18 protein-coding genes are annotated in these 23,003 nt (G+C 64.6%); 4 read left to right on the top strand and 14 right to left on the bottom strand.

Features of this window, described 5'->3' with window-relative positions; translation table 11 throughout:
* Positions 1-138: 138 nt before the first annotated feature.
* From M0D66_RS07700 to M0D66_RS07690, 3 genes are read right to left on the bottom strand one after another with little or no spacing between them, the layout of a single operon-like run.
* Positions 139-546, bottom strand: coding sequence for a hypothetical protein (locus M0D66_RS07700; RefSeq protein WP_266210478.1), 408 nt, complete (start codon positions 544-546; stop codon positions 139-141).
* Entirely contained in the window at positions 543-1,700 is a 1,158-nt protein-coding gene (locus M0D66_RS07695; protein ID WP_266210477.1) for a cupin-like domain-containing protein, read from the bottom strand. Before M0D66_RS07695 ends, M0D66_RS07700 begins: the two co-directional genes overlap by 4 nt.
* Complete coding sequence (locus M0D66_RS07690) at positions 1,694-2,635, bottom strand: TylF/MycF/NovP-related O-methyltransferase (RefSeq protein ID WP_266210476.1); 942 nt, start codon at positions 2,633-2,635, stop codon at positions 1,694-1,696. The genes M0D66_RS07695 and M0D66_RS07690 overlap by 7 nt, the downstream gene beginning before the upstream one ends.
* A 348-nt stretch (positions 2,636-2,983) precedes the next feature.
* On the opposite strand from M0D66_RS07690, the gene M0D66_RS07685 reads away from it, so the two are divergent.
* The 3 genes from M0D66_RS07685 (at position 2,984) to M0D66_RS07675 (ending at position 8,095) form a co-directional block, all read left to right on the top strand.
* Positions 2,984-3,607, top strand: a complete 624-nt coding sequence (locus M0D66_RS07685) for a DUF3455 domain-containing protein (RefSeq protein WP_244869524.1) — start codon at positions 2,984-2,986, stop codon at positions 3,605-3,607.
* 14 nt (positions 3,608-3,621) lie between these two features.
* Positions 3,622-4,710, top strand: a complete 1,089-nt coding sequence (locus M0D66_RS07680) for an LLM class flavin-dependent oxidoreductase (protein ID WP_266210475.1) — start codon at positions 3,622-3,624, stop codon at positions 4,708-4,710.
* A gap of 169 nt (positions 4,711-4,879) precedes the next feature.
* Positions 4,880-8,095 carry a hypothetical protein gene (locus M0D66_RS07675; RefSeq protein ID WP_266210474.1) on the top strand — a complete coding sequence of 1,072 codons (3,216 nt, stop codon included), beginning with the start codon at positions 4,880-4,882 and terminating at the stop codon, positions 8,093-8,095.
* Positions 8,096-8,112: 17 nt separating this feature from the next.
* Here the strand turns inward: M0D66_RS07675 and M0D66_RS07670 are convergent, their stop codons facing one another.
* From M0D66_RS07670 to M0D66_RS07660, 3 genes are all read right to left on the bottom strand, one after another.
* A complete protein-coding gene (locus tag M0D66_RS07670) occupies positions 8,113-9,474 on the bottom strand; it encodes a polysaccharide pyruvyl transferase family protein (RefSeq protein ID WP_266210473.1) in 1,362 nt (453 codons plus the stop codon).
* Positions 9,474-11,465: a 2-succinyl-5-enolpyruvyl-6-hydroxy-3-cyclohexene-1-carboxylic-acid synthase gene (gene menD / locus M0D66_RS07665; protein ID WP_266210472.1), complete on the bottom strand. Its 1,992-nt coding sequence runs from the start codon at positions 11,463-11,465 to the stop codon at positions 9,474-9,476. Before menD ends, M0D66_RS07670 begins: the two co-directional genes overlap by 1 nt.
* 89 nt (positions 11,466-11,554) lie before the next feature.
* Entirely contained in the window at positions 11,555-12,652 is a 1,098-nt protein-coding gene (locus M0D66_RS07660; protein ID WP_211702540.1) for an aromatic ring-hydroxylating dioxygenase subunit alpha, read from the bottom strand.
* A 493-nt stretch (positions 12,653-13,145) separates the two neighbouring features.
* Between M0D66_RS07660 and M0D66_RS07655 the strand changes: the two genes are divergently transcribed.
* On the top strand, positions 13,146-14,204 hold the full coding sequence (locus M0D66_RS07655) for a response regulator transcription factor (protein ID WP_244869792.1): 1,059 nt from the start codon (positions 13,146-13,148) through the stop codon (positions 14,202-14,204).
* 103 nt (positions 14,205-14,307) lie between these two features.
* Here the strand turns inward: M0D66_RS07655 and sctC are convergent, their stop codons facing one another.
* From sctC to sctJ, 8 genes are all read right to left on the bottom strand, one after another.
* Positions 14,308-16,092, bottom strand: coding sequence for a type III secretion system outer membrane ring subunit SctC (gene sctC / locus M0D66_RS07650; protein ID WP_200651229.1), 1,785 nt, complete (start codon positions 16,090-16,092; stop codon positions 14,308-14,310).
* Positions 16,093-16,167: 75 nt separating this feature from the next.
* A complete protein-coding gene (locus M0D66_RS07645) occupies positions 16,168-17,643 on the bottom strand; it encodes a helix-turn-helix transcriptional regulator (RefSeq protein WP_093641303.1) in 1,476 nt (491 codons plus the stop codon).
* A 188-nt stretch (positions 17,644-17,831) separates the two neighbouring features.
* Positions 17,832-18,686: a type III secretion system export apparatus subunit SctT gene (gene sctT / locus M0D66_RS07640; RefSeq protein ID WP_200618468.1), complete on the bottom strand. Its 855-nt coding sequence runs from the start codon at positions 18,684-18,686 to the stop codon at positions 17,832-17,834.
* The gene (locus M0D66_RS07635) at positions 18,683-19,189 is read right to left on the bottom strand and encodes a type III secretion protein (protein ID WP_266210471.1); all 507 of its coding nucleotides are present in this window, start codon (positions 19,187-19,189) and stop codon (positions 18,683-18,685) included. The genes sctT and M0D66_RS07635 overlap by 4 nt, the downstream gene beginning before the upstream one ends.
* Before the next feature lie 20 nt (positions 19,190-19,209).
* On the bottom strand, positions 19,210-20,559 hold the full coding sequence (sctN, locus tag M0D66_RS07630) for a type III secretion system ATPase SctN (RefSeq protein ID WP_093641312.1): 1,350 nt from the start codon (positions 20,557-20,559) through the stop codon (positions 19,210-19,212).
* Positions 20,556-21,377, bottom strand: a complete 822-nt coding sequence (gene sctL / locus M0D66_RS07625; RefSeq protein ID WP_266210470.1) for a type III secretion system stator protein SctL — start codon at positions 21,375-21,377, stop codon at positions 20,556-20,558. The genes sctN and sctL overlap by 4 nt, the downstream gene beginning before the upstream one ends.
* Complete coding sequence (locus tag M0D66_RS07620; protein WP_266210469.1) at positions 21,362-22,147, bottom strand: type III secretion protein HrpB4; 786 nt, start codon at positions 22,145-22,147, stop codon at positions 21,362-21,364. The genes sctL and M0D66_RS07620 overlap by 16 nt, the downstream gene beginning before the upstream one ends.
* Positions 22,148-22,165: 18 nt before the next feature.
* Positions 22,166-22,993: a type III secretion system inner membrane ring lipoprotein SctJ gene (gene sctJ / locus M0D66_RS07615; protein WP_266210468.1), complete on the bottom strand. Its 828-nt coding sequence runs from the start codon at positions 22,991-22,993 to the stop codon at positions 22,166-22,168.
* Positions 22,994-23,003 lie beyond the last annotated feature (10 nt).

The following is a 23,003-nucleotide window of genomic DNA, read 5'->3' as shown; positions in this document are numbered from 1 at the left end:
AACGAAACACAGCGGCGGTCCGGGGTCGTCTAATGCTAATTGGGCCAATTGGGCCGGTTTCGGCCCATGCGAAAAGCGGTCCGAAAATGCGAAGCCATGTCTGTGTGAGGGGGAATGCGTGGCATCCGGCACAGCACATCATTGGACCTGCGCAGCGCCGCGCGCGGCCTGCTCTTCGCAGTACGCCAGGTACTTATCGTAGGCCTGCTGCGGCGGCGTTTTGGCGTACTGTCCGTACAGACGGTCGATAAAGGTCGTCAATTCCGCCTGCGCGTACAACTGTCGTTCAATCGGCATTGCCGCCGCTACATGCTGCGCCTTGCGCAACTCGTCTTCCTTGCTGACGCCAGCATCGCGGTCCTGGGCGATCAGCTTCGCGTTGTTCGCACGCGTCGTGCAGACCTGCGTCATTGCCGACGAAGCCTGTGCACGCGCGGATAACGGGCTTAGTGCTGTGGCCGATGCAATCAGCGCTGTCACGGCGATGCCGCGCGCGAATGGCAGAAAGGAGGTGCAAGGCGAATCGCTTCGGGGTACGCCGATCATCCGGTCCTCGTTATATTCGGTTGTAAAAGCCTGCCGTCGAGCAGCGTCGACGCACTTTCGTCGTCGGCAAAACGACTGATCGACAGCACATGATCCAGCGCCCAGACGCAGTGAAACCAGCCGGTTGGAATCACCAGCAGATCGCCCGGTTCGAGCATGACGTCCACGCCAAGCGCACCGGCAAAGCGCGGAAAGCGTGCCAGGTCCGGAGCCGCTACATCGACGCGGCAAGGGCGATACGTGTTGAATGCATCGAGCGCGTAGACAGCGCCTTCCTGAGCAGGCGCATAGAGCCGCACCCGCTTGCGGCCGTGAATCTGTGCAAGAAACGAATTCGCCATATCACAGTGCAAACGCGTAACCAGTGAGGCGGCGCTGGCCCGCCCGAACCAGAGTTGCCCCGCGCCGAACATATGCGCCGGAAGCATCGGCAATGAAAAACGCGCTTCCCATGCGGGCGGCAGGAGGCAGCCTTCCGTGTAGGTGGCGGCGCCTGCGCTGGCGAGAGGCTGTACGGCGAATCCGTCGATAAAGTCGGCAACGGTTTGCGGAAGGCCGCTCGACGGATTCGCGCGCAGTACAGTAGCGCCCTCGTGAGTACACCAATCATCGAGTGTCCAGGCGACTTCGGGCCAGCTCACCATGCCGCGCAACACCAGCGGGACGGAGGCATCGAGCGTGTCTGCGAGTGCCGCGTGCAGGTCCTGATCGTCGCAGCCGCTGGCCCGCAGCGCCGGCACCGTCGCTAGCGCTGTGGGTGCGCGCCGCCGGGCTCGCTCCAGCGCCATGCGTGCCGCCGCCGAGGGACGCTTGAGCAGTTGCAGCCAGTAAGCGGCGAGCCGCTCAGCGCCGTCGATTCGCACGCCGCCGAACGCCATTGCCGCCGCACTGCGCGGATCGAAGCCAGTGGGATCGTCGAGCATCGCGCTTAACAACGCGCGGCTCAGCGTGATTCGGGCTGCGGCGCGGTGCACGTCGTCGGGTGGGATCGACGTCGACTCGATCCGCGGACCAAACGTGAAACGGCGGCTGGCATCCGCGCAATCGCTGACGATCAGATCGACGGCCACCGCTTGTGGCGGCGCCACGTAATGTGCGCTAAGCCGCGCTTCCAGAACCGCGCTGAGTTCGACATGCGCCGTCATGCTCACCATGGCTTGCGCCAGTAGACCGCTTGCGTGTTCACACGCGTAAGCGGCGCGTCGATGCGATGCACGGCGCGGTATTCGTCAACGGCGCGTGCGCAGCCAGTCGGCAGGCCATAGTCGTCGACGATCACGAAGCCACCCGGTGACAGGCGCGGATACAAGGCCTCGAGTGCGTCACGGGTCGAGTCGTACCAGTCGCCATCGAGACGCATCAACGCGAGGCGCTCGATCGGCGCGTCCGGCAACGTATCGGCGAACCAGCCCGGCAGAAAACGCACGCGGCGATCGAGCAGGCCCGCGCGCGCGAAAGCTTCGCGCACGGTCGCCAGATCGCTGCGCAGCAGGCCGACCGCGCGCATCAGGTGATGCCAGATGGCATCGCGCAAATCCGTGGCAGGGTTCGGCGCGGGCAGACCCGCGAACGAATCGGCCACCCAGACGTTGCGGCCAAAGCCGCCGAACGCGGTCAGCGCGGCGCGCATCAGAATCGTCACGCCGCCGCGCCATACGCCCGTTTCGATGAAGTCGCCCGGCACGCGCTCGTCGATCACGAGGCGCGCCAACTCGACGACGTTATCGAGTAGCACGTCGTCGCACATCGTCAAACGACGCGACTCGTGGTGCATGTGGTTGAGCGCATCCGCCATGCGCGCCGGCTCGATCCCGGCAACCTCAGCCGCCGTGCGATGCAGTGGCGCGAGCCATTCGGCAAACACACGGTCCGCATCGGCGAGCCGTTCGACGCAATCGTCGGCGGTGATTGGCGCAGTTTGGGCCGCGGCGGCTTGCGCGAGGTCGTGAATGTCGGCCGCGCCGCCAATGTAGCGGCGGATCATCGCCAGATACGCATAGGCGCGCTCGTCGTCCGCGATCAGCATGGATAGCTGCGGCTCGGGGCCGGACAAAGAAGCGGAAGAAGGACTCGAAGGATTCAATTCCATCGCGGATTCGGGTGGACGCTCGGACCGTTAGCGGACGAGACATGTGCGGGAAAGCTGCCACGCGCAAGGCTCGGCGCCGCGGCAAGCCCGAACCAGTATCGGCCGACGCGGCCACCCGTTCAGCTGAATCGCGAACGGATGCATGCTCATGCGAACCGCGGAGGATCGGCGCCTCTGTGCGCCAGCCAGCAAGGGTGTCCCATCCACTGCGTGCGGTTTTCGATGCAGCCTTTCGTGTCGAGCCACGCAGCGGCGTGCCGGATCAGGTGTGATGGCACCATCGCCCGCCTTCCCCTTCCGCCAATGACTGGTTTTCCGCCCCGCCCCGCGCAGTTGCTGCGCCCGTCGATGACCTGCCTCGTGGCCGGCTGCCTGCTCGCACTCGCCGGCTGCGCGACGCCGCCTAAACCGCCCCCGCCGACGGCAGACGAGTCCTTGCCCGTGGCCTTGCGAGCCAACCAGGACGAGGTGCTCCAGGAAGTCATGACCACCCATGGCGACGAAACCTACATATGCCGCCGCATCAAGGCGGCCCCAGTCGCGCTGCCTGACACGATCCCTGGCGTCGCCCGTGACGGCACGCAGCTGCTCTGGGATCCTTTGGGTTCCGAAGCAACCCTCGTCGACGCCGCCGGCCAAAGCGTCGGCACCGTCGCGCCGGGCCGCTACTTTCTCTCCTACGACGGCAGCTACGTGATCGGCAACGTCGCCGCCGAAAGCCAGGTAGGCGCCAATGCGCTGACCTGGGCGCGCTACACGGCCCGCTTCGTCGCGGCCCCGCGCCCGGGCGAGGGCCGTTTCGCCGACGTCAGCTCGATCCAGCGCATCGACACCACGGGCGGTGTGCCGCCGCAACCGTCGTGCGAACTCGAGGGCGCGCATCTGCTCGTGCCGTACGGCGCGACCTATATGTTCTACCGCGCTAAAGGCCGCGCGCCGGTCGCCTTGTCGGCGAATCAGGCCAGGCAGTAACCGAGGAGTCGACGATGCAATTCGGTTTGTTCATGACGTTGCCTGCCCCTGAGCCGAAACCGGCAGCCGAGCTTTACCAGCGCGCGATCGCGATGGCCGAAGCCGCCGATACGCTCGGCTTCAGCCACCTGTGGCTCGCCGAACATCACTTCACGAACTACTCGCACTCGTCACGGCCGCTGATGCTGCTGTCCCATATCGCCGCACGCACTCGCCATCTGCGCCTCGGTCCGGCGATCGTGCCGGTGCCGCTGCATCATCCGCTCGTGATTGCGGAAGAACTCGCCACGCTCGATGTGTTGAGCGGCGGACGTGTCGAAGCCGGGCTTGGCAGCGGCTATCAACGCTATCAGTACGAGCGCTTCCAGCTCGTCAAAGGCGCCACCTCCGCCCGCGACGACGAAGCGATCGACGTGCTCTTGCAAGCACTACGCGAACCCGTGTTCTCGCACCAGGGCGAGTACTTCAACATTCCCCGCACCGGCCTCGTCCCGCAACCGCTGCAACGCGCGATGCCGGTATGGCTCGTCGTCAATTCGAGCCGGCGAGCGTCGGTCGAACAGGCGGTGCGACGGCGCGCAAATCTCTTCACCGGCGTGCTCGAACCCATTTCGAAGCTGACCGACGTACGGCGCCATTATCCGGACCTTGCCCCTGCACTCTCGACTGTACGCATCGGCACGCAGCGGCCGGTGTTCGTCGCGCAGAACGAAGCTCAGGCCCGCGAGGCCGTCGAACATGCGCGCTGGAACGGACGCGCGACGCTGCGCCTGCGTCACGACATGGGCGACGTGGTGGACGGCGTCGTGCCGGACCAGCCGCTACCCGACGAACCGTCCGACGACGCGCTGCGTAACGATTTCCTCGTGATCGGCACCGCCGACGAATGTATTCACCAATTGCGCCGGATTCAAGCCGGCCTCGGCTGCGATTATTTCAGCGCGAGCTTCTGGTTTGGTTCGATGCCGCATGAGATGGCGATGGAGTCGATGCGCCGGTTCGCACGCGACGTGATGCCCGCATTCGCGAACGGTGCGCTTGCAGCGACCACCCAGCAAGCGCCGGCATCGCGCCCGCAATGGGAATCCACCTTGGCGTGGTGAACGCATTCAGCGCGCATGACACGCGTTCCTTCGCACGACGTTTGCATCTGCCACGTTCGCATCCTCGGCCCTCACTTCGGACTTCCAGCACTGCAATGTGACGTGGCGATGAAAATTCGTCATCGTCGGCGAGTTGCCGACGCGACCGTCCTCACATGGGAGACCGCTCGTGCCATTCGGGATTCGCAACCCTTTCTCACGCGGCGCACCGCCCGTTCAGCAACAGCAGCAGCCTGCGGCCCCGCAGGCGAATCAGCCGCAGAACAATGTACCGCTGCCTGAAACGAGAGTGGTTGGCGGCCCGCTCGACAAGCTGCGCGCATTGCGCAACCATCTGCCCAGCGCGCCAGTGCAGACGCCGCTTGGACCAGGGCAGACGCATAGCGACCCGATGCCGCAAGGCTCGCCCCTCAACGACCTGACCGGCAGCGGTGCGAACAGCACCTTCACGCCGTTCCACGCACGGACCACCGTGCGCGCATCGCGGCCCGCGCCGGACATCCTGCCAAGCCCTGGGCAAATGCACACGCCGAAGGCCAACGCGAGCACACCGCTGGGCGTCAATTCGCACAACAACACCAATGTGAAGACTGCGGTCGGCAAGAACGAGCGAGCCTTGTCGCAAGCAAGCACCGAACTGCGCGACCCGGCCAGGGCCGACGCGCATCTTGCCGAGAGCTTTCCGGCTGAAGCGGGTACGCAGTTCGCAACCGAGCGCGACACGCTGCTGGCCAATATCCGCGACGCGATTCCGCAAGGTCAGCGCGGCGACCCGCCGCTCGCGAAGTCGCGCTATCTCGGTCACGCGCTCGCCGAAGCGACAGGCGGCAACGTGCAACGCGCGAACGACGTGCTCGGCGTGCTGCAAGGCACGATCCAGAATCCCACTCCGCAGCAGACGCGCGACGCGTTCGCGACACGCTGCGCGATGGCGCGCTCGCGAGCCGCGTTTCACGCGCTGCGCAACGTCGAAGCGGCGCCACCGATGGGCGGCAACATCCAGGCGCCGACCGACCGTGACCGCAAGGTTCACGCGGAAGCCGACTGGCAAACCTGGCGCGCCGCCGACACGCTGTTGTCGGCATGGCCGAACGGCATGGAAAAACCCGGCACGCTGCCCGAACTCGCGGAATCGGCCAACGCTATGCTGCCGGCCGCCGAACGCGACGCCAACACCCAGGTCGCGCAAAGCCAGCAGCAGGCCGCGATCAGCCTCGCGTTGACGCCGCATACACAGACCGCCAAGGCGATGCTGTGCGGCAATGCATTGCTCGAGAGTCCGCGCGCGCAACCGCAAACACATCTTCGTTCAGCGTACCTCGCGCATCGCAACGGCATCGCCGAAGCTGATGTCGGCCAGGTGCAGAATCGTATGTACTCGGTGGTCAAGCATGCGCAGCGCAACGCGACGTCGGCACGCACCGGCTCGTGGATGAATCGCACGGCGCAGCGGTTTCGCAGCGGCGTCAAGCAAAGCTTCGGCCACGAGAAGGATCCGATCTCGGCGCTCGGCATGGGCACCGCCGGCGGTCTGATGGATCATCCGGACAAGGACTTCAGCACACTACAATCCATCGACACGGTGGTCGACGCGCTAAACACGCAGGTGGTGAACGCGCCGCACCGGCAGCGCGGCCAGGCGCCGGACAACGCGACGATGAACGCCGCTGTGCGCGCCGCCGCGCTACGCAACTGGAAGGGAAATATCGGCGCCAAGGGCTGGTTGCGCGACGACACGAAATTCGGCCGTCTGCAACGCAATCAGATTGCGCGCGACGTTGCAGGCGCGCTGAACATCGATAAGGACACGGTGCGCAACAGCCCGGCGTTCCGCGATCTACCGAAGATGAACGCCGAGACGCTGCGCGCCTGGGCAACCGAGTCGGGCGCGGATATGAATGCGCCGATCGGCGCGACCAACCGCACGCTTGGCCAGAATCTCGACCGCATGCAGGCGATCCGTCAGGATCCGGTGGCGACGCCGGCCACGCCGCAAGGCAACATCGATTCGTTATGCCATCTGGTCGAAAACGTGCCGAAGACGTGGAGCGTGCAGATGTCGAGCGGCGGCGTCTACGGGCTCGACGCGAACATCTCCGAAAACATCGCAACCGCGCTCGGCCTCGTCGGCGCGCCGAGCGCTTCGGTGGCGCCGGACGTGCGCTATCTGAAAGGCCGTCACGCGCTGCTCGAAGTCGGCTCCACCTCGCATCACGGCGAAATGTTTATCGGCACCGACAACCGCAAGTCCGCGCACCTGGGCGTCGGCGGCTTCATCGGCTGGTCACTCGCAGGCGGCAAGGCGATGGCGAGCGGCTACGGGTCCGTGATTGGCGGCCGCGACACCAGCAATCCGCGCGGCGTGGTAATCCGCACACCGTTCGACCAGACCGGCAACAACGACCCTGAGGCCTGGCGCGGCAAGATGACCGACGTGGTGCGCACGCTCGGCGGCTCCGGTCCCGGCGGACAACTGCCGCGCACAAAGGACGAAATGTGGAATGGCATGGCGGACAGGTTCTTTGCCGATCCGGACGTGTCGATCGGCTGGGTCGACAACAAGAGCCGTTCGAACTACGGCTCGCTTGCGGTGACGGGTGGCGCGCGTTATGTGACCCCGGCCAACGTCAAGTTCGGGCCGCTCGTAACGGGCGAGGCCGTGTTCAGTTCGAGCAAGGCTCACTCGACCGATCAGAGCGGCGCGCGCAATGTCGACAAATCGAGCAGCGGTCATCGGTTCGCAGTCAATGGCAGCGCCACGCTGGTATCGAGCCCGCCGCCCGTGCCGATCGGCAACGCCGGGCCATTCAATTCACTGTCGTTTTCGAGCGCACCGCTGGTCGGCTTCGGCACGACCTTGCTGCAAACGGGCACCGGTTCGACGCTGCGGCTCTATGAAGAGAGCGGCGACATCGTGCCCGAGCGCACCTATCGCGACACCGAATTCACCAGCGTCGGCAATTACCTGCAATACATCGACAGCCGCAATGATGCGTGGGCGCATTCGGTAAACGGCGGCCAGAACGCATTGAACACGTACCAGACCAAGGTCAAGCTCAACGCGACGCGCGGCAATCAATACTATGGCGAACGGCAGCGCATCGTGCCGGAAGCGGCTGCCGAAATCAACGCGTATCGCGGCACGCTGCGGATGTTCGAGCAAGGCGGACGCACGCCGACCCAGGACGAGCAGAGGGAGATGCTGCGGATTCGCGGCGAAATCGCGCGCTTGCTCGAATCGCCGACAAGCTGGACGAATCATGTGCTGTACAGCTACGAGTCGAATTCGGCGTCGCGCACGTCGGGGCTCTCGTATGTCGGCACGGCGCAGGCGGTCAAGCAGGTCAGCGCGCAGCGGGAACTCAGTTCGTTGTCGGTGCCTTGACCGTGAACTGAGCGCGCCTAGCCTTCGAGCACGGCGCGCACCCGCTCACCCATCGCGTCGAAACGGGCGCGTTGCAAGCGCGCATAGTCGTCGTATGTGGCAACCAATGCGCCGCGCACACCGTCGTTCTGCAGCGATGCGATGGCTGCGAGCGCGGCGTGTGCGCCGTCGTCGCCATCGCATGCCGCGCTCCATGACTCGCAACCCACCTCGCTCAGGAGACGTTCGATGCGCGCGTCCATCGACAGTCCGAACACCGGCACGCCATGCGAGATCGCGAGTACTGCCGCGTGATAGCGCGTTGTCACCACGCATGCTGCATGCGCGACCGTGGCGGCCACTTCGTCGAGCGTATGCGGGCCGCGCGCGACGATGTCGATTGGGAATGGCACACGGGCCGCCAGATCGGCGCAGGCGCCGCTATCGAGTTGCTCCATGCCAACCAGCACCGGCGTGTAACCCTGCTCCCTCAAGCCGACAGCGATCTGCACGAAGCGATCGAGATAGGCGTGATAGGCCTCGGCGCGCGCCGTGTTCCAACTGTGAAAATGCAAAGGACCATAGCGCAGCGATGATGCCTCGCCGCGTGCGTCGAGTTCACGCGCCCGCGCGGCGTCGGCATGCACTGGCCACCAGAACGGATTGTTCGGGCATAGCGCGACGCGCCGTGAACTGAGCGCCGCGTTGCTTGCGTCAGCGGGCGCCCGATAAGTCCAAGCGGTATCGGCGCCCACTTGTGCGCTAACGCCGAGCGAAGCAAGTTGTACACGCGCAGCGTCATTGCGGCAAATGACTTCGCCGGCTTGCGCATTGCGTTCGACAAAGCGCGTGAGCGCAGTGCTCATCGTGCCGCTATCGACACCGTATGCAATCGCCGGCCGCCGATGCGCATGCGCAAGCGCAATCCCGCCGATCAGCACGCCCGCCAACGAGTCGGAAAACTTCGACGTATAGGTCGAGCCTTCCACGTTCAGCACGAGATCGGCATCGCGCACGGCGGCGCCGAGCGCATCGGGCAGATAAGGCAGCGAAGGCGTGAGGCGCGGCGTGCCGGCAAGCAGCGGATGATCGAAGCAGTCGCCGAGCGCAAACAGCGTGATATGCGGCTCGCGCGGCGCGAGCAGGCGACGCAACTGGGCGATCGTCTCAATCGTGCGCAGATCGGCACCGGTGTTGCCCGCGCCGCTATAGCCAAGCAGCAACACGCGCGGCGCGTCACGATTCGCGCCTGGATCGTTGCGGCCGGGCGCGCGCCGTGCCGCGTTGATGCGTTGCTGCATGTCGTCGAGAAACACCTCGTCCGGCGCGGGTGCGCTTGCATAGCGATTCAACGCGGCAAGCGAACGCTGCAACGGGCTCTCGACAATATCCCAATCCATCACGTCGCTCCCAAAGCTTGCGCGAGTTGCTGCATTTGCAGCGCGCCGGAATACGGTTCCACCGCCACTTCGATGATCGTCACGCCGGCGTGATCGCGTGCTTCGGCGAGCGCCTCGTCCAACGCGTCGCGCGTCTCGACACGGCGATGCGCGAGCCCGAACGCCTGCGCGAGCGCGCCGATATCTAGTTTGTAGGGATTGCGGATCGTGCGCCGATAGGCCGGTGCATGCGCAATCGGCAAAAAGTCGAAGATCGCGCCGCCGCCGTTGTCGACCACACAGATGCAGGCTGGCGTACACACACGTTGCGCGCTCGCCAGTGAAGAAAGGTCGTGGATCAACGCCTGATCGCCGAGCAGCAGCAGACCCGCATCGCGGCGCGCGAGCGCTTCGCCGATGAACGTCGCCATCGTGCCGTCGATGCCGCTCACGCCGCGATTCACATAGATGTCCTGGCGCGCGGCGCGTACGTCGTAGCCGATATCGGCGTGACGCATCGACATGGAATTGCCGAGATGAACGAAGGCAAAGCCGGGCGCCGCCAGCACGCAATGAACCGCCGACACTTCGCCCCAGGCGAGCGATGCGACGCAAGCGCGCCGCTCGCGTGCGCCGTAACCGGCGACGCTTGCCCAGCGGTCGCGCCAGGAAAAGGCGACGGTCGGGCGAGGCGGCGTGGGTGCGTTGGGACTGGCGTCGGCATGTGTACGCCGCTGCACTGCTTCGGCCAGCGCTGCGGCAATCTCTTGCAGCATCGCCGATGACGGCGCAACCAGCACGTCGCGTGGATCCAGAGCCGGATGCAGATAGTCATGCGCCACACGGCAAGGCGCGATCTTGATCGTCGGCACGTCGGCGTGTGCTTCGAGGTACGCGTGCAGCACCGGCATAACCGGCGCGAGGCCGAAGCGCACGATCAGTTCCGCGCGCGCCGATGCGAGCCGTGCGGCACCGCCGAATACATCGAATGCGTTGACGATCAATGCGCCCGCCGCGCCGCGCGCGGCCGCTTGCGGCGTCAACGCCGACGGCCCCGATCGCAGCCCACTGCCCGCGTCGGCTAGCACGGGAAAGCCACTCGCCGCGGCCAGCGCGAAAATCGCTTCGAGTGGCACGCCCGGTTCAGGGCCGACCACGATCAACCCGTTGAGGCCGTTACTGAGCGGAACGCTACCGCGCTTCGCAAGCACGCGCGCCATGACGCGTTCGACGATACGCGCGGGCGACGCTTCAGGTACTGGGGACGCGACGTGATCGTGCGGCGCTAGTTGAGCCCGTGCCGCGCGGACCGTCTCGAACGAAACCGGCTGCGTCTCAACTGCATCGTAGACACCGGCAAGCGGGACGTTGATATGCACCGGACCACGCGTCGGCCGCTGTGACGATGGATGCACATCGGCGCGCGACAAGCTGTCATCGCCGTCCGGCACTCCCCTGGACATCGCAACAAGCGCTGCCGCGAGCGTATGACGGGCTTGCTCCAGAGCCTGCACTGCATCTTCAGGATCTTTCAGGTCCGCCTGCGCGCGCACGAACGCGCGAGTCACGCCGAGATGATCCGCCATCTGTCCAAAGCCGGTGCCGCGCAGCGCACGTGGCCGGTCGCACGTCAGTACGACGAGCGGCACGTCGGACGCGTCCGCTTCGGTCAGAGCGGGCAAGACATTCGCTACCGCCGAGCCGGACGTCGTGACGATCGCGACCGGTTCGCCGCTTGCCTTCGCGATCCCGAGCGCGACGAAGGCGCCGCTGCGCTCATCGGTGCTGACCATCTCGACGGCAATGTGCGGATGCGCTTCGAACGCAAGGCACATGGCGCTCGCGCGTCCACCAGGACACAAGACAGCGTGACGCACGCCGGCAGCACTCAGCGTTTCGACAATCCATTCCACCCACACTGCGTTGAGCGATTCGCCGCTTGCCGCACAGGCTTCGCTAAACGATTCACTGCCCGTCGCGGCGGTTTCGTACCGCAAGGCGCTTACCGTCATAGCCGCTTCGTTTAACGGCCCACCGTCCGACGCTGAGGTTTCGTTAAAAAATTGGCCAACTCTCGAGGCAACTTCAGGAACGGCGCCCATCAAGCCACCGCTTGCGACGTACCCGCCACCGGCGTAATCGCAATCGTGCTCACGGGAGTGGGCGCCGCCCCCTGCTCCGCCGCAATCAACCGCTCCATCACGCGTCGTGCGCGAATCGCGCCGGCGTCGATCGGCAGCAGCGCCGGCTGCATCGCCCAGAAGTCGTGGTCGCCGAGATTCTTCTGTTGCGCTTCGAGCATCGGCAGGTCCTCGCACTCGAACGGCTTCATCAGTCCTTCGACGGCATAGCGCACCAGGCCGCGCGCCGCGTCGCCCATCTCCTTCGGCAAACCGAACGCGAAGAAGTAATGCGTCGTGCGTTCGGTCTCCGGCGTCAGCCAATGCGCGGACGGCGCGATCAGCCCCGCTTCGCGCGGCATGCCCGCCGCGGTCACGCCGACCACGATCGAGAGCAATCCAGGTGGCGTCCAGCGCACGTCCATCCAGCGATCCACCCGCGTACCGGGCGGAATCCCGAAGCCTTGCGCGACGAACGGCTGCAACGCTTCGTCGTAAGCGCTGCGGCGGACCCAGACAATGTCGTCGAGACTGCCCGACTGCACGTCGCCCCGCGCGATCGCCTCGCTGCCCAGCGTATCGGGATGAAGAAACTGGAAGTGGCTCAGATCGAGCAGATTGTCGGCGCTCAGCTGATAGTGCGCGCGCGTATGCAGGTAACCGTCGTGTGTGACGTTAGCGGCGGGATCGACGAACGGAAACGACGGCAGCAAGGCCGCATCCGCGCGCGCGGGGTCGCCCGGCCAGAACCAGATGGCGCCGTAACGTTCGAGCGAAGGGTACGCACGCACCTTCGCGCCGGCCGGCACCCGGCCGTCGCCGTGCGGATTGTGCACGCACTGTCCGTTCGCACTGAAGCGCAGACCGTGATACGGACATTCGAGCACGCCGTCGACGATACGGCCTTGCGACAGCGGCGCGAAACGATGCGCGCAGCGATCGTCGAGCGCGATCGCGCGCTGTTCCGCATCGCGATATAGCACCACAGGCCGCCCGAGCAGCGTGCGCGAAAACGGCACGTCGGCGCGGACCTCGTGGGCGAAAGCCGCGACATACCACGCGTTTAACAGAAAGGACATGAGCGCACTCGCAATGGAATCGGCACAAGAAAAAAATGCGCGGCGCCGCATTGGCGGCCACCTCATGCGAGTGTAAATAGCCGCTCATCCCACAGATTCAACAAAGCTCAGGGAAATGCGAAGCCGCATTTCTTAAAACGCGCTTTTCAGATTCTCAACAAAAATAAATACGGCTTGCAACGCTGAAAGGTACTGCGAACCTTGCTTCGCGTGCGATTCCCGGCGATGCGGGTCTCTTTTACCCGTTACCGAATGCATGACGGTAATTGCTGCCGAAATCGTGTTTAGAAGTGCATCTCCCGGCTAATAGCCGCGATCTGTCTGGTTATTGACCGGATCGAAACGATGCGAAACAAATTCTCCATCTTTCATGCAATTTCAATGCGTCATGCGATGAAACAATTCGTTACAGCCCTGATATTTTAAGGGCCGTAATTTTCGGGACACGCAATGCGGTTTGGGAAGCAACCTTAGGCATCAGTCCCGGGAGGGCATGTTGAAATTCGCCGTGATGACCACCAGCAGCAGTCTGTTCAATCTGATTTGCCAATGCTTTCGCGACGATACGATCGAATGCTGCCGCTTCCTCGATGACGTCGCACTCTCGCGGGCGATCTATCGGGAGGACTATCACGCCATCCTTGTCGACGCGGCAACGGGCATCGATGCAACGCGCGCAGTGTTCGCACGCCGTGCCTGCTATGGCGACCGCCGCGCGCCGTTGATTGTGATCGGCGCATTTGCCGATCGTGACAGCATCGAACGGGCCTTCGAAGTCGGCGCCGACGACGTGGTGCTCTCACCGATCGATCAGGGCGAACTCGAGGTACGCACCTATCAGGCGTTGCGCCGCTTCCAGTCGCCGCCACCGTTGCAATCCGAAGACCGGGCCGAACTCGGTCCCTATCGCCTGGACCGTCGTACCGGCACGGTGCTGGTGGACGAGCGCGAAATCCGCCTGACGGTGCGCGAATTCGCGATTGCATGGCTGCTGTTCTCACGCGCCGGTGAATACGTGAGCCGCCGGCAGATCGCCGGTGCGATCTGGAGCAGCACGGAAGATATCGTGGGCCGCACGCTCGAACAGCACATCTACAAGCTGCGCAAGAAGCTGGGGCTGAACGGCGCGTCAGGCGTCCAGCTACGCACGATGTATGCGCACGGATATCGCGTCGAATTGTGCGATGGCAAGGCGGATGCCGACGCCATCATGCCGGGGATAGTCCAGGTCGAGCAGACCGTGGATGCGATTACGGCGATCACTGAAGCCGTCGACATCGCTCGCCACGAAGCGAATATAGAATGCGTCGGGCAAACAACGCGCCCCTCCCGAACGCTCGACGTCCATGCAAAAGACAGCGAAGCCGCTCGCAGCGCACAACCATGGGGCCAGTATGCGGCCATGTGGCACAGCGGCACCGCGCACTTCGTGCACCCGGTAGCGGGCTTCACGGCGCGCGGGGCTGAATCGCCGGGCAGCGACTCTTCGTCGGCATTGACGTCGTTCTCGATTCCCGCGGCGCTGCTAGGGAGCAACGGACGGCGCCGCTAAACGCCGGCTAGGGGACGCACGCCACCGCTAAAGCGGTGCATCAAACGCATATAGGGGGCAAGCGCTGCGTGCGCCTGCCCCCTCGTTTCACAACAGCTCCGGATTACAGATCCAGCACCCGCGGCGACAACAGGAAGACGCGTTCCATATGCGAGCGCGAGTCGTTGTTGTTGCGGAACAGTGCGCCGATGAGTGGAATTTTCGACAGGCCCGGCACACCGGTCACGCCGTTCGAGTTGTTATCCACGCTGTAGCCTGCGATCAACAGGCTCTCGCCCTGGCCGACAAAAGCCTGCGTATTGATCTCACTGCTGGTGATCACCGGAATGTTGTCGACCTGCTGGCCGGTCAGCTGACCGTCTTCGATATGCACCTCGAGCTTGATGCGCGTCTGGCCGTCTTCCTGCACGACCATCGGCAGCACGCGCAGCGAGACGCCAGTCGACACGCTATACAGATCCGCCGACGTATAACCGGACACACGCACGAAGAACTTGGTCTTGTTGTCCATCACGGCCTCGACGTTGTCGAGCGTGGCGACCTTCGGCGACGCGTCGATCTTCGCCTTGGAAGTGCTCTGCATCGCATTGACGCGCGCCATCAGATAACGCCCTGCATCGCCGAGCACGGCGGTAATCGAGGCGCCCACCGGCGTCGCGGAAACCACCGTGGTGCCGTCGGCAAGCGTCGTAGTGCCGAAGTTCGGATTGATCTGGCCGTTCGCGTAGCTGTTCTGCTGATACGTTCCCGTGCCAGTCTGGAAGTCGAGATGACTGTTGTGGGCACGCCAGTCCACGCCGATCTGCGCAAGCACATCGTCGTCGATCTCGATGATGTGCGCTTCGATCTCGATCAGCTTGGGCCGTGTATCGAGCTGATCGATCAGCGACGCGTACTGGTCGATGCGCTGCGGCGTATCGCGGATCAGCACCGAGTTGGTGGTCGGGTCAGGCTGCATGATCGGCAAGCTCAGATCGCCGCCGCTCGGCTGGCTCGCCTGCGAGGCGCCAGGCGCGTTCGCGTAGCCGACACTGCCCGTGCTGCCGTAGTTAGAAGGCTGCGCGTTGCCGACCAGGCCGCCGAGCGCGGAGCCTTGCCCGTCTGCCATATTGGGCGGCAATGGCGGATTCATGACCGGCGCGCCGCCACTGTTGCCGCCGCCCACGTCGTTCATCGGCTGCACGCGTTGCATGTTCGGCGACACCGAGGTCTGCGATTGGCCACCGCCCTTCTCCTGCTTCGCGTGATACATGTTCGACAGTACGGTGGCCACACCCGGCACCGTGATCGTGTTGCCGTCGATCTGCACCTTGTGGTCCGCGGCCCAGGCGTGCTTCAGCTTGAACACGCGAATCACGGAGCCGCTGCGGCGGCTCGCGTTCTCGTCGAGGCGTCGGGCGATCTCGCTCACCATCTGCACATATTGCGGCGGGCCGTTGACGATCGCCGTGCCCGCGCTTTCGTCATATACGACCGGAAAGCGCGCGTCGTCGACACTCATCGTATGCAGCGCGGCGCGCAGATCGGAAGCGGATGCGTGATCGAGCTTGATCACCTGATGCGTGACGTCGTTGGCGCTGCTGATCGACAGCACGCTGCCGTCATAGAACCAGACAAAACCGAAGGTCGAAGCGAGCGTATCGAGAAAGCGCTGCGGCGACATGTCGAAGCGGCCCGTCACCGCGCCCTGAACATTGCCCGCGATCGACGCGGCCACGCCCTGGCTCGCGGTGAAATCGCGCAGCACGTCTTTCAGATCTTTGCCTTCCACGGCGATGTGCACCGAGGTGGCACGCCATCGCACGGGAGCCGCGCTAGCAGGTTGCAGCGCGCTCAACGTCAGGGACGCCGCGAGCCACGCGGCGCAGAACAGCGTCTTCGATTTCATGGAGTCGACTGTGTGAGGGTGATGGAAAAAACCGCGAATACCGAAACGCGCAGCAGTGGCAACAAAGCGGCGGCGTTATCGTTCAAGCGTTTCGGACGGCGCTTCATGAAACTGCTTGCGATAACCGTTCACGAGCGTCGAGCGGTTTTGCACGCCCCACTTGCTCGCCGCGCCCAGCACGCCGCGATCGCTCGAATACGACCGGTCGGTGAGTTCCGCGCGAATCCGCTCCATGCGTTGACGGCGGATCAATTCGGTTGGCGACAGTCCGAGGAAATTCTTGAAGGCGCTTTGCAACGCACGTTCGGTTACGCCGATCTCCGCGGCCACTTCGCGTACTGAAAGATCGCGCCGGTCGAGGTTGTCGAGCACGTAGCTATATGCGCGGCGGTACTTGGCCGGTAGACGTGCGCCGACATCGTCGAGTTGCGGCGAGGCCTTCGCGCTGCGCTGCAGGAACGGCGCGCGCACCTGCGAGTCTTCGCGCAGGCATTGCATGGCCACGAGCGCATAGCGGCTATAGAGTTGCAGCGATTCCTGCGCGCGGCCTTCGGCTTGACGCGTTTTGGCGCTGCAGTAGAGATATTCGAGCTGACGGTGGCCGGTGGTGCCGTTGCGGCCGATCTGATGCAGCGGCTCCAGAATCGAGCAGGCCAGATGCGGCGCGGCGCCGGCCAGTGTCGCAAGCGCAATTTCGAGGCGCAGCGTGCGCTGATAGTCGCCGATTCCCTGCTCGCGCGACCACTGCAAATGACGCTGCAATTCGCCGATCGCATCTCGATCCGCGCAGGCGGCCAGACGCAATTGCTGCAGATAGTCGATGCGCGCGCGCAGCAACGGCGAACGCACGCCGAACACGGCGCGTGCAAGGCTGTCGACGCTCGCATCGGCCCCCTGGCCCGGCCGCGGCACGCGTTCGCTCGACAAACCCGATTGCCAGTAAACGTGATCGCGCAGCGCCGTCGCGTTACGCACTTCCATTTGCACGGCGAGGTCGAAGCGCAGCGTCGCGAGCAGCGCGTGCCAGTGGCCCGCTGCATCGTCGAGATCGCGTTCCACCCGTTCGAAAAGATCGTCGAGCGCGTCGGCCGCTTCGCTGGTGCGGCCCAGTTCGTAGAGCACGCAAACAATGCCGAAGTGCGCTTCCACTGCGCGCGCCGGCTCGATTTCGGGCTCGTCGGCGACACGCGAGAAGCACGCTAGCGCCGTGCCGAGCCGATGCCGGAAAAATGCCTGCCATGCGGCGTTGCGGCATGACGCGGTGCGGATCGCGTGCTTCGACGAACGGATCAGCTTTTGCGAGCGACGGTAGTTCTCCTCGGCCTCGACTTCGATGCCGAGCATCAGTTGCAGATCGGCGTGCAGTTGCAGTGCGTGCGGCGCGAATTCGGCGTTGCCGGCTTCGTCGGCCCAGCGGCTCGCCAGCTGACTCGCGGCGTTCAGCTTGCCGTCGAGCAAGGTATCGAGAAATCGGCCGGACAGTGCGGTGTGAGCACAGGGTGCGGGCGTTGCGAGCGCGGATACCACGGGGAAGTAAAGCATCGAGAACATGGACGACTCCTCTGAGTGCGGGAACGCGTCGCAAGCGGCATGCGCGATGCGTCGAGTGGAGTCAATGTAGCGAGGCGCACCAAACGAAGTTTCAATTAATCTGATATTTGCGGCGCATTTGAGAAGGTTTGAGATTTGCATCGGCGCGGCCGCGCAGCGACGTTCTGCAAGGCATTCTCAACACAAGCTCAAGGCTTGTTCGGCGGACGGGAAGAGTTCGATGTATTCGGCGCCTTCGTCGTTTCGTTAAGCACGCGAAACTGCGCTTCAAGACCGCGCAAGGTCACCTGATCGCGCACCTGGTCGACGAAAATGCCGACGAACAGCGCCAGCATCAACACCGTCACCGCGCCTTTGACCGGCTGGCTCAGCGTCATCAGATCGAGCTTCGATGCGGACTTCGCGGCAAAGCCGAAGGCGAAGTCGACCAGCAGCAGAATGAACATCATCGGCGCGGCGAGCTTGGCGATGGTTTGCATCAGCGTGTCGGTCTGCGTCAGCACGAACGATTCGATGATGTTCGACACGTTCGGTCCTGCCGACACGATCGGCCACCAGTGATACGACTCGTATAGCGTACCGAGCAGAAAGGTCATGCCGCCGAGCGCCCAGAACGCGACGGAGGCAATTTGCCCGAGCAGCGTGGCGGTCGGCGTTGATTGCTCCTGGCGCGTGGGATTGGTGATCTGCACGTTGTTGTAGCCGGTCAGATCGTCGATATAGGTGCCCGCGCCTTCTGCAACCCAAAACACGACCGAGGCCGCGAAACCGATCACGAGTCCAATCAACGCCTCGCGCAGACCGACTTCCAGCAACATGACGCCGTGCAGCGATTGCATGAACGCGACGGGTTGACCGTACGCCACGTAGGAGCTGAACAGCAACACGACTGCATTACGCACCACGCCTTGCAGCAAACCGTCGGCAGTCGGCGGGAAAATGAACATCACGATGAACAGGCGCAGCGAGCACACGCCGATCAACGTGATGTAACCGACCAGCAGCGTGCCGAGTTGCGGTAGCGCGGAAAAGATATCGTTCATGCGGGCGCTCCACGCGCCTGAAAACGTCGCGCGAGCGCGGTTTCTTCGGCCTCCTCGTCGCTCGCGTCGCTGGCGGCGTTTTCCTGAACGCGCCGGATATCGCGAATCCGTTCGCCGCACAGATCGATGCGGCCTTGATTCAGGGCGATGTCGCGCTGCGTCTGCGCGATCGCGGCGGTATTTTCCTGCACGGCGGCTTCGGCTTGCGCGAGTTCCGCTTCGAGCACGCGCAGCCGGTCGTTCACCACCCCGATGTACAAACGGCAGTTGTTCAGGTCATCGAGCGAGAACGGTTCGGTGCCCGTCATCATGCCGTCGATGCGATGCTGGTAGAACTGCAGCACGCCGGCTTCGTGCGCGACCTGGTCTGCCTTCGCGTCACGCGCGGCCTCGAGTTGCAGTTGTGCATTGCGCTGCGCCGTAAGCGTCGCGCGCAAAGTTTCGTCGAGACGTCGGCGCCGCGTACACGATCGCTCGAGCGCGACGATGCGCCGTTGTTGCATGCCCATCGATCCTGCCGCCATTAGCCGAGCCCGCTGAGGTCGTAAAGCAGCGCTTCCGTCTCGTTCGGCGCAGCGTAGTCGCCGGTGCGTTGCGACAGGAACGCCTTGATCGCGTCAGCCTTGGCGATGGCTTCATCGGCGAGCGGATTGGTGCCGGGCTGATATTCGCCGATTTGCAACAGCATCTCCACCTCGCGATGCTTCGCCATCAATTCGCGAATCCGCGCCGCAGCCTGCACGTAGGCGTCCGGCACAACTTGCGGCATTACGCGCGACAAACTGCCGAGCACGTCAATCGCGGGGTACTGGTTCTTCGCCGCGATCTCGCGCGACAGAATCATGTGGCCGTCGAGAATGCCTCGCACTTCTTCCGCGATCGGATCGCTGCCGCTATCGTCTTCGGCGAGCACGGTGTAGAGCGCGGTGATCGAGCCGGTTTCGCCCATGCCCGCACGTTCCAGCAAACGCGGCAATTCGGCGAAGATGGACGGCGGGAAGCCGCGTCTTGCGGGCGGCTCGCCCGCCGCCAGACCGATCTCACGGCCGGCGCGCGCGAAACGCGTCAACGAGTCCATCATTAGCAGTACGCGCTGGCCACGGTCTCGGAAATACTCGGCGATTGCAGTCGCGACGTAGGCGGCTTTCGCACGCTCCATCGACGAACGGTCCGATGTCGCGCACACGACCACCGAGCGCGCCATGCCTTCCGGTCCGAGGATCAGTTCAACGAACTCGCGCACTTCGCGGCCGCGCTCGCCGATCAAAGCGATCACGTTGACGTCGCACGAAGCCCCGCGTGCGAACATGCCGAGCAAGGTACTTTTGCCGACGCCGGCCGGCGCAAAGATGCCCATACGCTGGCCCTCGGCGAGCGTCATCATCGCGTCGACGGCGCGCACGCCGGTCGGCAACGGCGCCTCGATCATGCGGCGGCTCATTGGGTCGGGCGGCGCAGCGAAAATCGGTCGTAGCGTATCGGAATGAATCGGCGGACCGCCATCCACAGGTTCGCCGAGACTATCGATCACGCGGCCCAGCAGCATGTCACCGACTTTCACCGCGAGCGAGCGGCCGAGGCCGATTACCTGAGTCGAACGCGAAATGTTTTCGAGGCGGGAGAACGGCGAAAGCAGCGCGACGTCGCGCGTGAAGCCGATCACCTCGGCATGCTGAAGCAAGGTGCCGTTCGGCGCGCGCAACTCGCACAACTCACCGAGCGACAGATCGAGACCGGCCACCTTGATCAGCGTGCCGATCACTTCCAGCACTTTGCCGGTGCGAGTCACACCCGGCACGGCGAGAATCTCGCGTTCGATCTCGTCGGTCAGCCGGTCGAAATCGACGGTGCGGGTGAGCCATGGGGTGCTCATGCAGCTTCCTCGTCATTGCGCGGGTCGTATCCGTCGGCGTCGTTGTCGGCATCGGCTGACGCCGGCTCGTCGCTGTTTGCATCGGCCTCTTCGACCGAACGTTTCAGCGCGCGTGACACGGCACTGCGCATGGCGCGCAATTGCGTGTCGAGGCTCGCATCGACAGTGCCGAAGTCGGACTCGCAAACGCAACTGCCGGGATCGAGCCGTTTGTCCGCGATCACCGAGAGCGGAATCGGCTGGCCGAGATCGCGCCAGCGCGAGGCGAGCCGGTCGAAGGTGGCTTTGGCTTCGGCGTAGTCGTCGGGGTGGACGGCGACACGCAAATAGGTCGCGCCCTCCACAATGCGGTCGACGGTCGCGAGCGCCCGTTCGAACAACGCCTCATGACGCTCCACGCGCACGATCTGTTCGACCGCCGACGCCACGATCTGCGCGAGCCGCTCGCGCATGCGGATCTGCAACTGGCTCTGCGCATCGGCGACGTCGGCGAGACGCTGCATCCAGTCGGCGAGCGCGCGATCGCAACCGTCGCGGTAGCCCTGTTCGCTGGCGGTGTCGTATTCGCGCTGCGCCTGCTCGGCGATTCCGGCGGCCTGCGCATGGCCTGCATCGACGATGCGCGCCGCCTCGTCACGCGCGTCGGCGAGCAGCGCATCGCGTTCGGCTGCGAGCGCCGCATAGGCTGCGTCGATCGAAACGAGCTCGCCGAAGGTCGCGCGGGGAATCACATCCGCAGCCGCGCCGACTCGGGCGAACGAAGCGTTGGCATCGATTTCGCCAAAGGCGGAGCGCGCGTGCTTCAACCAAATAGCCATGCAAACTCCGGTAGCAGGTCGGATAGACGCGCGAAGAGGCGTGCGGAGCCGGCAGCATCCAGCTCTTCAGGCACGGACGCGAGCCATGCGGGAGTGGGCAGCACGCGCGGCAATGCAAGCCTCAGCAGCGGAAACGGCACACGTGCGCTTTCGTTCGCGCCGCTTGCGCCGCTCGTTGTGTTCGTGCCGCCCAGATCGCGCAACAGCAGCGCGCAGCCTTCTACCGCCAGCGTCCCGGCATCCAGCGCCGTCAACGGCGGCATCGCGGCGCGTGCGGCCAAACGCGCGATATCGGGCGCATCGGCGAGATGGGCGTCCTGCGTGAGACGGTCGATGCCCACACCCGTCCATTCCGACAGTTGCGATCGCGTGCGTTTGTCGATCAGACGACGCACCTCGGCGCGCCGGAACGACAGCGCACGCATGCGCAGCACCTGCAGTGCGTGCTGGACCGGCAACACATCGAGCAGCACGGCATTCGGCTGTACGGTACCCGCAGGCGTCGGTTTCAGCGCGGCTTGAGTGAGCGAAGCGAACGAAGGCGGCTTGACACCGACAGCATCAGCGAGAGCCTGAGAACAGGCTTGGACCGCCGCTGCACCGGCACGCTCGAGCGCGCCACGCCAATGTTCCAACTGCGCCGCGTTCGCGCCGAGCAACGCGGCGCTCCACGACGGATCGGCCCACTGCGCTGCAGTAGTGAGGTTGCGGCGATACGAATCGAGCGCCGCGGCCACCCGCATGAAAGGCAAATCGGTCGGCGCGTTCATCGTAGCCGCGTCGCCGGATCAGTTCGCGGGGCGCAGACGGCGCAAACGCGCCAGCAATCCAGCGAAGCGGCCGCTCGCGGGCTCGCCCGTTCCAGCGCCACCCGCCTCGCCGCCCGGCCGTCCCGCCAGCACGCCACGGCGCGCCAACACCAGGAGCGCCGTGGCGGCCAGCACGACCACACCGGCCAACACGCCCATCAGCCACACCGGCATGCTATTGCTCTGCGGCAGTTGCGAGTATTCGACCGGGTCCGCCGCAACCGCGGTTACGCTGACCTGATCGTAGGTGAGCCCTTCCACGCTATGCATGACGAGCGTCTTGATCTGCGGCACCAGCGCGCCGATATCCGAATCGCGCCGGTACTTGATGAACACCGCCGCCGACGAGGGCTTGATGGTCTGCGCCAACGGGTCGTTGTTCGGCAACACGATCTGCACACGCGCGACCAGCACGCCGTCGATCTTCGATAAGGTCGACGACAACTCCTGCGACGTGCCGTAGATGAATCGCACACGTTCTTCGGTCGGCGTCGAAACCAGGCCGTCCTTCTTGAACAAAGCGCCGAGGTCGTCGAACTTGTTGTGCGGCAAACCGCGCGCGCGGAGCACTTCCATGGCGCGCACCATCTGCGCGTCGTCGACGTCGAGCGACCAGGTCTTGCCCGCGTCCGACGTATCTTTCGACGCATCCACGCCGCGTTCCAGCAGCGCGACCACCATCTCGTTGACGTCCTGCTCGGACAGGTTGCCGTACAGCTCTTTCTTGCAGCCGCTCAGCGTCACGCATAACGCGAGTACGCAGAGTAACGGTGCGGCGCGGCGGCGGATCGGCAATCGGTCGAACATGGTGGCGGCG

Origin of the sequence: Paraburkholderia sp. SECH2 (assembly GCF_030464795.1) — a bacterium.
In the GTDB taxonomy this organism is placed as follows: domain Bacteria; phylum Pseudomonadota; class Gammaproteobacteria; order Burkholderiales; family Burkholderiaceae; genus Paraburkholderia; species Paraburkholderia aspalathi.
The sequence above is the reverse complement of the archived record's forward strand: the minus strand, read 5'-3'. Positions and strand labels throughout refer to the sequence as shown.